The organism is Desulfospira joergensenii DSM 10085 (genome assembly GCF_000420085.1).
Classification (GTDB): Bacteria; Desulfobacterota; Desulfobacteria; order Desulfobacterales; family Desulfobacteraceae; genus Desulfospira; species Desulfospira joergensenii.
In genome coordinates, this window is sequence record NZ_ATUG01000001.1 from 442,696 (window position 1) to 455,046 (window position 12,351).

The 12,351-nt window shown below is 45.7% G+C and carries 11 protein-coding genes; 3 read left to right on the plus strand and 8 right to left on the minus strand.

What is annotated here, in order from left to right; all coding sequences use genetic code 11:
* Nucleotides 1-184: 184 nt before the first annotated feature.
* Nucleotides 185-751, plus strand: a complete 567-nt coding sequence (locus tag F608_RS0102150) for a substrate-binding periplasmic protein (protein ID WP_022663966.1) — start codon at nucleotides 185-187, stop codon at nucleotides 749-751.
* 126 nt (nucleotides 752-877) lie between these two features.
* Here the strand turns inward: F608_RS0102150 and dsrP are convergent, their stop codons facing one another.
* The 5 genes from dsrP to F608_RS0102190 form a co-directional block, all read right to left on the minus strand.
* A complete protein-coding gene (gene dsrP, locus F608_RS0102160) occupies nucleotides 878-2,044 on the minus strand; it encodes a sulfate reduction electron transfer complex DsrMKJOP subunit DsrP (protein ID WP_022663968.1) in 1,167 nt (388 codons plus the stop codon).
* A 69-nt stretch (nucleotides 2,045-2,113) separates the two neighbouring features.
* Nucleotides 2,114-5,308, minus strand: a complete 3,195-nt coding sequence (locus tag F608_RS0102165) for an AfsR/SARP family transcriptional regulator (protein ID WP_022663969.1) — start codon at nucleotides 5,306-5,308, stop codon at nucleotides 2,114-2,116.
* Between the two features lie 219 nt (nucleotides 5,309-5,527).
* Nucleotides 5,528-5,971 carry a TIR domain-containing protein gene (locus F608_RS0102170; RefSeq protein WP_022663970.1) on the minus strand — a complete coding sequence of 148 codons (444 nt, stop codon included), beginning with the start codon at nucleotides 5,969-5,971 and terminating at the stop codon, nucleotides 5,528-5,530.
* Nucleotides 5,972-6,739: 768 nt separating this feature from the next.
* Nucleotides 6,740-7,168: a GFA family protein gene (locus F608_RS37290; RefSeq protein WP_022663973.1), complete on the minus strand. Its 429-nt coding sequence runs from the start codon at nucleotides 7,166-7,168 to the stop codon at nucleotides 6,740-6,742.
* A 108-nt stretch (nucleotides 7,169-7,276) separates the two neighbouring features.
* Nucleotides 7,277-7,813: a hypothetical protein gene (locus F608_RS0102190; RefSeq protein WP_022663974.1), complete on the minus strand. Its 537-nt coding sequence runs from the start codon at nucleotides 7,811-7,813 to the stop codon at nucleotides 7,277-7,279.
* A 165-nt stretch (nucleotides 7,814-7,978) separates the two neighbouring features.
* Between F608_RS0102190 and F608_RS36065 the strand changes: the two genes are divergently transcribed.
* Nucleotides 7,979-8,137: a hypothetical protein gene (locus F608_RS36065; RefSeq protein ID WP_022663975.1), complete on the plus strand. Its 159-nt coding sequence runs from the start codon at nucleotides 7,979-7,981 to the stop codon at nucleotides 8,135-8,137.
* An 82-nt stretch (nucleotides 8,138-8,219) separates the two neighbouring features.
* Here F608_RS36065 and F608_RS36775 read toward each other — a convergent pair whose 3' ends face one another.
* Complete coding sequence (locus tag F608_RS36775) at nucleotides 8,220-8,468, minus strand: Lrp/AsnC family transcriptional regulator (RefSeq protein ID WP_022663976.1); 249 nt, start codon at nucleotides 8,466-8,468, stop codon at nucleotides 8,220-8,222.
* Between the two features lie 32 nt (nucleotides 8,469-8,500).
* Nucleotides 8,501-8,680 (minus strand): AsnC family protein, encoded by a 180-nt coding sequence (locus tag F608_RS36780; RefSeq protein ID WP_022663977.1) that lies wholly within the window; start codon nucleotides 8,678-8,680, stop codon nucleotides 8,501-8,503.
* 318 nt (nucleotides 8,681-8,998) lie between these two features.
* On the opposite strand from F608_RS36780, the gene F608_RS0102205 reads away from it, so the two are divergent.
* Nucleotides 8,999-10,507 carry a trimethylamine methyltransferase family protein gene (locus tag F608_RS0102205; protein ID WP_425248189.1) on the plus strand — a complete coding sequence of 503 codons (1,509 nt, stop codon included), beginning with the start codon at nucleotides 8,999-9,001 and terminating at the stop codon, nucleotides 10,505-10,507.
* A 272-nt stretch (nucleotides 10,508-10,779) separates the two neighbouring features.
* Here F608_RS0102205 and F608_RS0102210 read toward each other — a convergent pair whose 3' ends face one another.
* A complete protein-coding gene (locus tag F608_RS0102210; protein ID WP_022663626.1) occupies nucleotides 10,780-12,279 on the minus strand; it encodes a hypothetical protein in 1,500 nt (499 codons plus the stop codon).
* Nucleotides 12,280-12,351: the final 72 nt, after the last annotated feature.

Below are 12,351 nucleotides of genomic sequence, written 5' to 3' on the forward strand. Positions count from 1 at the left end.
CTGGCCGGAAACGGGATTTGCCTTTACACACAGCTTATTTGCTGGTAAAAATAATATCTGGCCGCCAGCCAGATGACAAATTAATCTGTAGTTTAAAAACACGAATTCCTCAAAAATGAAATCTCTTTCTCTTGTATGCTTTTTTCTGTGGAGTCTCTTTCTGTGGTATGCCCCTGCCCCTGTAATGGCTATTGATGCATTAAGTGTCTCAGTAGCCGAAGAAAAAAACAACGGGCTCAGTGCAGAAATTTTGCAGGCGATTGCCAAAAAATTGGATACAAGGCTTGTCTTCCTATATGCCCCCTTTGCCAGGCGTCTTTACATGATGAAGAGTGGAACCATCGACCTTATGACAGGGCTGCTGAAGCGGCCGGAGCGGGAGGAATATATTTATTTTATCCAACCACCCTACAGGCTTGGGTCAGATACGGTCTTTTTTGTTCCCGGGGGAAAGTCCGCCCTTATCCAGACATACGATGATCTCTATCCCTTGTCCATCGGAACCACCCTGGAATCAAAATATTTTCTCCGGTTTGACGGGGATAATACATTAAACAAAGAACCGGTTTCCAATGTGAGCTTCAATTTCAAAAAATTGTTGCTTGGACGTCTGGATACCGTAATTTATGCGGAAGGCCCCGGCATTGAGAAGATTCACAAGATGGGGATGGCCGATAAAATAGAGATGGCCCAATTTCGCTTCAGCCATGAAAAAAAGCCTATATCGGCATTTCAAAAAAATCCCCTCTAATGGACGACATTTCCAGGGTCGAATCCCTTATCCAGAAAATGATTGCAACCGGAGAAATCAAAAAGATCATCTTGAGTATTATACCCGGCGCCATCTGCCTGTTCCCGCTCATTGATCTTTTTCCCGTCAAAGGGTGCCCGTGATATTATACTCCTTGATGCTGATCGCAATTTTAAAAAGAAGGGTCAGGATAAAAAGCCCCAGGGCTGTGACCCCTGCCGATATGGCCAGTTCGTGGAGCGTGGGGATATATTCGGTTACATGATGCAGGGCCGAAGGGATAAATCCGCCGGCAATCATTCCCAGGCCCTTATCGATCCAGGTCCCGGCAACGACGAGGATGCAGGAGAGAATCAGGATCGTATTGTTTTTTCTCATGAAAGGAATCACCAGAAGAATGGCGGCCAGCCCCATGCAACACACAGAGGTCCACATCCAGGGGACCAGGGCGTGGTGGCCATGAAGCCCCACATAGAGGTATTTGATATGATCCATATGGGACGGGATTCCGGAATAAAATACCACAAAGACTTCACAGATCAGAAAAAAGAGATTGGCAATAAGCGAATAGGCGACGATCAGGGCAAGGGTCTGGACGGCCTTTATTCCCGGATCAAACCGGGTTGTTTCTCCGATGAACAGGCACAATAAAATTAAAATGGCCGGACCTGCCGCAAATGCCGAAGCCAGAAATCTGGGAGCCAGAACCGCGGTGAGCCAGAATCCCCTCCCTGGCAATCCGCAATAGATAAAAGCGGTCACCGTGTGGATGGAAAAGGCCATTGGAATGGAAATATAGATCAAGGGTTTAACCCAGGAAGGGGCCTGACAGCCGTTTCGCTCCGCCTCCAGGACATTCCATCCAATAATGATATTCAATACCAGATAGCCGAACAAGACATTTCCGTCCCAGAACAGCATGGACCAGGGGGTGGGATGCAAAAATACATTCAGCGCCCGCATGGGCTGTCCAAGGTGGACCAGAAGATATAACAGGCACATCACCAGGGATGATACAGCCAAAAATTCACCCAGTACGGTGATCTTTCCAAAGGCCTTGTGATTGTGCAGATAATAGGGCAGAACCAGCATGACACCGCCGGCGGCCACGCCGACAAAATAGGTCATCTGGGCCGTATAAAACCCCCAGGACACATCCCGGCTCTGCCCGGTCACCATCAGTCCGTATTTAAGCTGTTCCAGGTAATAGTATCCGCCCACGGCCATGACGGCCAGAAGTCCGGACAGCCAGATCCAGTATCTTTTGTTTCCATTAAAAGCAAGTTCAAGCATGGTCAGCCCCCCAATATGAGTAGATGATATTTCCAAACCATCAAATAAAAGAGGGTATACGGTATGGGACTAAATTTTGACTAAATCGCGCCGGCAGGCTGATAATTTTTCACTCACCGGAAGATCCAGGTGACGGGCGGCCCTGGCATAGGTGTCATAGGTGTGCTTTACCCTGGAAAACCGGCCGGTTTCGGCATAAAAAACCATGAGTTTTTCAACGGCCAGTTCATCCAAAGGATTTTTTGCAAACAATTTTTCAGCGTAAAAAACGGCCTGATCCAGATTTTTTTCCCGCTCAAAAATCCGGATGACCGCCCGGAGGGCAGATTCGTAATCCTTTGAAAAGGCCTCCCTCTTTTCCATGCACCACTCTTCATAGGGGTCTTGTTCAAGAAAGTCCCCCCGGTACAGATCAACGGCATCCAGAAAGCATGAAATTGAGTTCCCTTCCCGGTCTCCCGTGGCCATTCCCTTTGAAAGCAGAGAAGAGAACGCTTCACTGTCGATATTGACCCTTTTATCGGCAAAGAGCCGGTAGGTATCTTTTTTCCGGTCGATATATGCGGAAGCCGCCTTGGGAGAAAGATCCGGCTCAAGGGTTTTTCTTAATGCGCTCATGGCCATATTGAACCGGGCAGCCGTCTTGTCCGGATCCTGTTCCGGCCACAGGAATTCGATGAGCTCTTCGCGATGGATATATCCCCGGCCATGGTTGGCCGCAAGAAACTTCAGGATCATCAGAGCTTTGGCGCTTTTCCAGTCGGATAAAGGGATCTCCATGCCGTTGATACTCAATTGAAAAGGTCCCAAAAGGCAGATTTCCAAGACGGCAGGGACCGGGGTTAGCTCGTTTCCGAATAGCATTTCAAGGTGCGCCCCTGCCCCGGAACCAGACCGACCGGAGATATCAGGGCCCTTCTCCAGCAAGGGAATGATCCAGTTCTTTTCCTTGACAAGAAAGGGATCATAGGAATGAATCCTGGACAGGTCAACGGCCTTGGCCATCTGTTTGCAGGCCTCCTCCAGATTGCCCAAGCCGGCAAGGGCGCGGGCGGAGAGCAGGTAATTGGTAAACAGATGATATGCCGCCCCTTTTAAATTTGGTCTTGCAGCGAGAAGCCTTTCCAGTCCGGCCTGAAATTCTCCTTCATCCAGTAGAGCTTTTGATAATGAATTTTCAAGAATGCTCCGGGTGACTTTCAACCCATATCCCTTGATCATGTCCAGCCCTTTTTCCAGAGCTTTTTTCGCAGGTGTAATTTTCTGTTGTGCAAGATAGGCAGAGGCAAGGCAATCCAAAGTGGAGGCTAGTCCCCACCGGTTCCCCGGCTGTTCAAACAGGGGTGTGCATTCATTGATTTTATTGAAAACATCATGGAAATTTCCCAGCCCCAGGCTGTTTTGTGCCCAGGCCAGGTAAACCCAGGCTTTTCTGCTGTCGGCAAGGGACATTCTCTCACAGACTTCAATACCTTTTTGCGCATAATCACAGCCTTTCTGGTATTCTCCCAGATAATAGCTGTTGGCACTCAACTGATAATAGACCAGCGGCAGACAGGGTTCGATATTCAGTTTCAGAACTGTTTTCAAGAGGATCTTGCAGAGCTGCTGGGACGGCTTAAATTCCCCGGCAAAGTAGAGGGTATGGCTCAGGGAGGTATCGAACAGGGCCGTGGCTATTTTTTTCTCAAAAACAGGATAATCTGAGATGGCTTTCCGGGCATTTTGGTCATGTTTTTCCGATCCTTTAAAATCCCCCAGAACAGAAGAAAAAAAGATCAAAAAGGTCATGGCCATGATATAGGTCTGGGATTGGGGGGGAATATCCTCCAATACCTGTTCCATCAACAGCTTGGCCTCTTTCAGATGACCCGAATAGTAGTATTGGGAGCCAAGTTCAATAATACAGGAGATCATCTGATCTTTTGCTTCCTGCTGTTTAAACAATTTAAGGGCCCGGGAGATCAGTTGAATGGCCTTTTCAGGATCACCGTAATGGGAATGGAGCCTGGACAGGGAGAGCAGAAGCTGGGGGTTATTTTTCAGGATCTGTTCGGGAATTTTTTCAATCTGCCGGCCCAGAAAATGGATCTTTCCCCCGAGCAGAAATTTCATTTCATGGGTTTGAATAATCTGCACGGCCCTTTCAAAATCCCGGCCTTCCACAAAGTGATGCAGGGCCTGAAAAACATCGTAGTCCTCTGCCGCCTCACCGATGCGGCAATGAAGATGACAAACCTGGGAAACAGAATAATTTTTTTTCAATTGTTCCCGTAAAAAATCCCGGAACAGATGATGAAGATAAAAGACTTCCCCGGAATCATCCACAGGGAAAATCAAGAGATGATCTTCAATCATCTTTTCCAGGAGGAGCCGGGCGTTGTTGACCTTAAAGATGCGTTCACACTGCCGGGCATTAATTTCAGGCAACAGCGCCGCCTTCATCATGAAGTGTCTGACAGGATCCGGCTGGGTATCAAAAACAGTTTCCTTGAGGTAGGAAAATATATATTCCGGTTTTTTCCGGATGTGATCAAGGCTATCAGACATACTTTTTTGAGCCTGTTTTCCAAAGGTATATCTCAAAAGGACCAGGCTTGCGGCCCATCCCTTTGTGAGGCTATAAATGCCGTCAATATCCTTCCGGCTCATCCTTGAATGACAAAGAAAAAAGGATTTGATTTCAGAATTGGAAAAAGCCAGGTCTTCTTCGCTGATCTCAACGAGCTGATCCTGGGCTCTGAGACGGGACAATGCCAGGGGCAGTTTTTTCCGGCCGATGATGACCAGATGGATGTGCCCGGGCAGGCGCGGCAGAATAAAATCAACGGCCTGATTGATCTCTGCATTTTCCTGAACCAGATGGTAATCATCCAGAATTATGGCGGCGGGCTGTCTGATCCTGGCCTGAAGAAATGCCAGCCATTCCGTGAGGACCGCGGTTCGATTTTTAATCCCCGGATTCGGCAGGCGGACAGACTCAGAGGCCTTGTCCGTTGAACCGGACCGCTGTTCAACCATTGAATAAAGGTATGAAATAAAGACATGAAAATCCGTATCCTGTTGATCCAAGCGATACCAGGCAGGGATAATGTCCAGTTGGGAGAGCGCATCGATCACAAGGGTTGTCTTTCCGAAACCGGCCCCTGCCAGTACGGTGAACAATTTCCTGTGCTCGAATTTTTCAAATATCCGGGTCAGCCGTTTGCGATGTAAAATATCGGGTCGTTTGGGCGGCTGAAGTTTTGATTGCAGGACGTTCATGGTCTGATCCTAAATTGGGTCGACATCAGGAAAGGTTATAGAAAAAGAACCCGCGGATTTCAAGCCCTATGGAATCCTGCATGAATACTGAACCCGGAACAGATTCAGTCCGTACCGGGTTTTACGGGAATGCCGCCGCTGAGAACGGACCAAAGACGCGGTCCGCCTTCTTTGACCGGGTACTACTTAAAAAGCATAGCCTACCTTCTTTCCCGCGGGTTACAGCCTGTTGATAAAATCGGCAAACCATTCCCATCCGTATCTTGTCATCTTTCCTACAAGTTTTTCTGGAATACGGCCTTCAGGATTTTTACCGATATCCACGCCGACAATGGGGACATCGTTGGATACCGCACAGTCAATCTCCCAGACGGCCCATGAATCCTTGGCGGTATCTGCTGAAACAATAAACATCACACCATCTGATTCACGGATGATCTTTTCAAGGGCCTGGTTTTGATCTTTCTCCCCTGCCCTGCTCCGATCAAATGTGAGAAAATCGATTGTGGGATTCGTATAAAATTCCCATCTATGCCTGAAATTGACCAGCATATCCCGGTATCGAATATCAGATCCAGCACAACCAACATAGATCTTCTTATGTTCTCTTTTCACCGCCCGATCTTTTGGCGGCTTTCCCACTACCACCTTATGCACGATCATCTTATCATCCTTGCTTCAAAATAGTCCATTCGATGATATTGCCCTTTCACCATGGTCTCTGTACTCGCCGGGGACAACGCAGTTTCTGGCTGCATGGCCATCCGGTTCTGATGTGCCTGTCATGAAATTTTGTCGTTCTCTATTTGCCATCCAGCTCTTTCCCATGCATCGGCCATGACAGGATTTCTTTTTAAGTATGCATCTACCTTTCTTTTCGGCACTCGATTGAAAACACAGGAGAAATTGATACACTTTGTACATTTGAATTTGAACAATACGCCGAAAAAGAAGAGCAGGAGCAGGTCCCCAAGGGACAAAAGAACATACAATGGCTGCCGCCCAAGGATCATAAAAAAAAATAGATATGCGCTCATAATGATCAACCCCATGACCAATTGGATCTTTTTGGATCTGGTAATCGGTCCGGGTTGATATTGCCAGAACTTCGGACATCCTTAGTTGGCAATGCATTTTATGATAAATCCTTTTAATGCGTAATACGGGCAGTGGCTGCAAAGGATATAGATTTCCCAAAATCCGAAAAAAACAACAGCCATTATCAGCCAGCCGAAAAGATAGGGAGAATATCCGCTTTGGCGGATGCCGATCACAGCAGGAATGGCAAAAGGGAAAAAAATCAAATAGAACTGCAACAGACTTTTATAGCTGAACCTGCAATTTAAATCATCTGTATCTGTACCGTCCCTGCAGTCGGCCTGGGAATTCCAGCTGCAGATTTTGTGGGGGTTCAATTGCCTGGTTTTCAATTTAGTCAGACCATCTCTTCCCAAACTGCGGAAGATCATCCTTGATTGCATAAAAATCCCCTATCTGACTGCACCAGATATGGCCGATTGTTTTGAGGTCTGTGGGAGAATCCAGGGAACCTGCCGCTATTGCAATATTGGGTTGGTCTTCCGGATGCCAGAAAAGCGATGATCCGCATTCCGAGCAAAACCCCCTGCGGACATTGTCCGTTTCATCAGTGGTAGATTTAAACCACTTCAACCCCGTCTGCTTGATGAATTTCAGGTTTTCGAATTTTACGCTGGTGTATGCCCCATAATTGCCATGGAATTTTCTGCATTTTGAACAATGGCAATTGACAACATCCCTCAGATCTCCCTGGATTTCAAATTCCACCTGCCCGCACAGACATCGGCCTCTGGTTTTTTGATTGCCTTCATTCTTTGCCATTTATTTTTCCCCTCCTGGCTTAAAAGGTTTCATTTTTTGTGAAAACCTGCATGTAAAAATGTTCTCCGACCGCTATTGTATTCCCAATCCTCCGGCTTTTTTATCGTTTCACTCCGGGGGCGGGGTGCCTGGCTGCTTCCAGAAACTCCAATCAATTCTCCCCTCTGAATTTTTGCTGCCATCTGAGACCCTGCCGGTATAGCCGAATGTAATGGCCGCCGTATCTGCAGGCATTGGCAAACGCCTGGTAAAGGTCATCTTTCCCGGACCGCCAAGATAGAGGCCATGACCGAAAAAAGCTATTGATCCGGAATCCAGGACAAATCCACCGGCATCAAGGGCATACAGATTGAGTCTGAATTTATCCAGTGTGGTGAATCCATTGATCAGATAATCGCCCAATTTCACTTCACCGGAAATCTGAAGATCCTGTGCATCCCGCTGGAAGCTATACTCAATGTCCACGTCACGGGTCTGCCAGTTTCCTTTTTGGGATTCAGTCTTCTGGAGAAGGATACGATCTTCCTTCCCAAACCAAAGCCCCTTATGAGTAAAGGCCTTACCGGCACAGCCAGCCAAAAGCATTGCCAGAAGCAACCATCCCAATGACTGAAGCAGGGCCGCGGTTCTTTTTTTTGCACACATCTTATTCTCCTCAACAAGAATTTTATGTTTAGGACCAACTCGATCCATGCTCAGAGTTTAAGAACGAAAGAGAATGGATGCAAGCGCTGCTGTCACAGAAATCCGGTTCATGTCCCTGCTGAACATTTATTAATTCATTTTCCACCGTAACAAAAGAACTCCCTGATGATGGATTCGGGCATGGATTCGGCCATTATCGATCCGCTGGATGCCAAAATCATGGCCACCATCCGAACGGCTGACATGCTGCTCTCCCATGACGATTATTGCATGAACTATCTGAAAAGGGGTTCGGGCCGGCGCCATTGTAAGTTAAATTTATAGGCTGTTCCACCCAATCCGATGCTGCTGACCGTTTTTCGGCATCAGCATCAAATCCCCACTCTACCGCTCAGATCCAACTATTTCAAGAAATTTTAAAATACTTTGTATCAGAATGAAGCATGATATGGGTTTCGGTAAAAGAAATATTTTCAATCTTACTGAGTCCACCGCCAAAAATAAAATTATTCAGATCATTTACAGAATCAACCAATACCTCCAGAAAGAGATCATATTTGCCTGTTGTAACCCAAACTGAATTTACCTCGGGTAGCTTCTCTATTTCAGCAATCGTTTCAGTATGGGATCTGGTTATCAAATTTATACCCAGCAAGGCACTTACCTTATTTGAGAAAACAAATGGGTTTATGCGGACTTCCAGGTTAAGGATATTTTTTTTAGCAATCGGTTCACCCTATTGTCAATAATGCCCTCTGATACACCCAGATCTTTTGCAATGCTTTTATAAGGCCTCCTTGCATCAATCTGAAGGGCTTTTATGATATTTATCTCTATATCATCCAAATTGTAATCTATTAATGCCATTTTTATTTCCTTCCATTTATTTAACCATGAGAAAAATAGTTTTGTCTAAGGGTTCTAAGGAATGTGTATATATCCTTTTTATATAAAATATAGTAATTTTTCTAAATACATCATAAATTTAATAGCTATAAAATTCAAATTATGGAATTTAGAACGTATTATTCCTACCAAAGCACATCTTCCTAAAAAAAGAACATGCATTTTTATGAATAATCCATATTTTTTATCAAAAAATATGGATTATTCATAAAAAATAAATAATTTTACTTGACACATAAAATATCCCCTGGTATCTGTAAAAGATGGACTTTTAGCAATTTGGAACATAGTAAAAAACAATCCCAGGATCTATCAAGAGGAGACAACATGATAAACTCCGGATCGACACAAGTATCGAGACCCCATTTAAAAATTTTAACCGAAGACCAAATTTTTGAAATAAAACGCGCTGCCTTTGATATTATGTTCAGTGTCGGTTTCAAGGTGTTGCATGCCGGCGCAAGGGACATGCTCAAGAAGGCAGGCGCCGTTGTGGAAGGTGAGCATGTAAGGGTTCCTGAATATATTGTTAAACAATGTTTGGTCACGGCACCAAATGGATTTACCTTGTATGACCGTTTGGGAAACCGGGCCCTTGAAATAGAAGGTCGTAAAAGTTATTTTGGCACCTCCACCGGAAGCCCCAGAACAAAGGATGCACTGACCGGGGAAATTCATCCCACAACCGTTAAAGATATTGGTATCGGTGCGCGAGTTGCAGATGCCTGTGAAAACATTGACTGGGTCATGCCCATGGGCTCATCCCAGGATGTTCCTTCTATTGCGTCGGATCTTTACGATTTTGAAGCGGTTGTCACCAATACGACAAAACCAATTGTTTTTCTGGGGTATTCCGGCAGAGGAACCCAGCTGGTATTTGAAATGGCAGCTGAAATTGCCGGTGGAATGGACAAACTCAGGCAAAAGCCGTTTCTTGCGGTCTATCCTGAACCCATCAGTCCCCTTGTTCAGCCGGATGAAACCATTGATCGTATATTTGCTGCTGCGGATCATTTTATTCCCCAGGTGCCGGGACCTGCCGTCCAGATGGGCGCCACAGGCCCGATTACCATGGCGGGTGTTATTACGATGATCACCGCAGAATCATTGATGTGCCTGGTATTGGCCCAGCTAAGGCAACCCGGATGTCCGGTTTGCCTCAGCGGGAATGTCCAGATTTTAAATATGGCATCAGGTGTCTTTGGTGTCGGATATCCGGAAATGAGTCTTGGTATATCTGCCCAGGCAGAAGTTGCCCAATCCTTTAATTTGCCAACCTGGGGGTATGCAGGCTGCAGCGATTCAAAAGTACTGGATGCCCAGGCAGGTCTTGAAAGCGGATTTTCCATCATCACCCAGGCCCTTGCCGGGCTCAACCTGATCCATGATGTGGGGTACCTTGATCAGGCCATGGTCTGTTCCACAGCTCAACTGATATTGGGGAATGAGGCCATCGGGATGGCCCGAAAATTCATGGAAGGCATCCGGGTGGACCCGGAAAGCATCGCCCGGCAGGTGATTGAAGATATCGGTCCCGGAGGTCATTTTCTGGCCCACAAACACACCCTGACCCATTGCCGAGAAGCTGTCTGGGGTTCAAAACTGCTGACCCGGGAACCCTATGAACGCTGGAAGGCAAACGGTGAAAAGGATATGGCACAAAGAATTCAGGAACGCCTGGCCGATATCCTTGAGAATCACAAGGTACCGCCTTTGCCGGAAAAAGTTCTGACAAAAATCAGGAAAATACGGGATGCGGGTGTTAAAGAGCTGACGGCAAAAGAATAAAATTACCACAACGTACTTCGAATTCATAAAACAAAAAATTTTTAATTATTAAAGGGTGTTGAAACCGTTCAAATTTCTGTTTCGTTATAGGTGCCCCACGCGTTTGTAATTCTTTTTTCCAATGTCAGATTGTCCGGCTTTTACCGTAGCAATATCTGGTTTTGTTTTTTACCGCATAAAATCTATTTCAGACGGCGGCCTTTGTTGTATTCAGATATACCAATAGCGACCGATCAATCGGCTCAGAAAAAATCCCGCATTGAACGTTCAATTCATCCTGTGGCAGCAAACAACTCCTTTTGCCCATCTTCTTTTTTCATTGGTTTATGCCTTGTTCCGGCCATTTCAATCAACAATGTTACGATAGTCGTCAGAGTTGATCGGACAATCACACCATGCTGGCTTCTTACCCGTGTTTGTTCGAGGCCTTCTCTTTTTTTCATCAGATTAAAGGGCCTTTCACAGTTTTTCCGGATCTCGATTGCGTCTTGAGATCCGCTATGAAAAATCGGCATTGGTTGAAAATAGCCGCTGTCAAAATCAACGATCCTTGATTTTGAACAATTTGATTCAAACGCACACTCACCCGGAACGGCATCACATCCAAATTCGTGGCCTTCCGGTGTCGATCCCAAAAACTGCATTGGAATCTCACAAGAATCATTACAGGCAACCCTTAATGGCGATTCCAAAACGTTGTCAGGAAGTTTGGCTTTCTCCGATGCAGGGGTGACGACATAGACACCGGTTTCGTTGAGAACCGAACCATCACTATCGTGATAAGCCTGGTCGGCGGTTATCAATTTGATATCAATACCCAATGTTTGAGCAAGCTTGATCAACGGTTTTAAAAACAGGCTGTCATGATGATTTGCCGCCCCGATTAGGGATACCAATGGAAAACTATGGCCTGTCGATGGGTTGATGGCTGTTAGGGTGTGAAGCCGGTAGCCAATGACGTAATACGATTTATCCCTTTTATTCCGGCGTTTTCCACAATCACAGTCCGGATCGGAATACATTCGTATTTTTTTGCCTTTGACCTGAATTGTGCAAAGGGGGTAATTGATTTCAGACGGCAGTTCACTGGAATCAACACCATGGATAACGGCACTCTCCAGACAGCCTGATTTATAAAAATGATGGAGGAAATATACCAGGACATTCATCAATTGTTTGAAATTCAGGCCACGCCGGAAGTGACACAATTCAGTATGATCTGCCTGGTGTTTGGTATTTAAAGGCAGTCTCACAAAACGCCTGTTTTGCTTTCGTTCCCTGCCAAAATATTCATCGCTGCAAAATTTCCTGTAACTGATTTCAGGGTATTTGATTATTTTTAAAAGCTCCATCCGAAATAACTGGTAGGGTTGAATATCCCTGTGCACAGCGGAATATCCGTCAGGCGCAATCAAGCTGTTGATAATCTGGTTGTCTATAAGTTGGTCAACAAACTGCAATTCCGGGTCTACAATTTCAGGGTATGGCTTTTTCAGGGTGTCAAAATGAAACAGGTTGTCGGAATGAAAATTTTCAATGTAGGACGCCATCTCAGGAAGGCTACGAATCTCTGCTGAGGGGGCCTGATCTTCAACTCCTATGAGTTCTTCGATGGGGATGTCCAAGGTTTGAGAATAATCATAATTATCCAAAACTTCCATCATGATTTGCTTTGTCAGCTCTTTTTTGGACTTCCTTGTCATCTTTTTCCAGTTCGGAAAACTCTTTTTCAATTGCTTTGTGATGATTCGCCTGATATTTTTTGTATGCATAAAGCCTCTGTGGTGTTGTTTCCTTTTTGTTTAGGCGCTTGAAAGATACAACTAAACAGAGGCTTTTTCAAT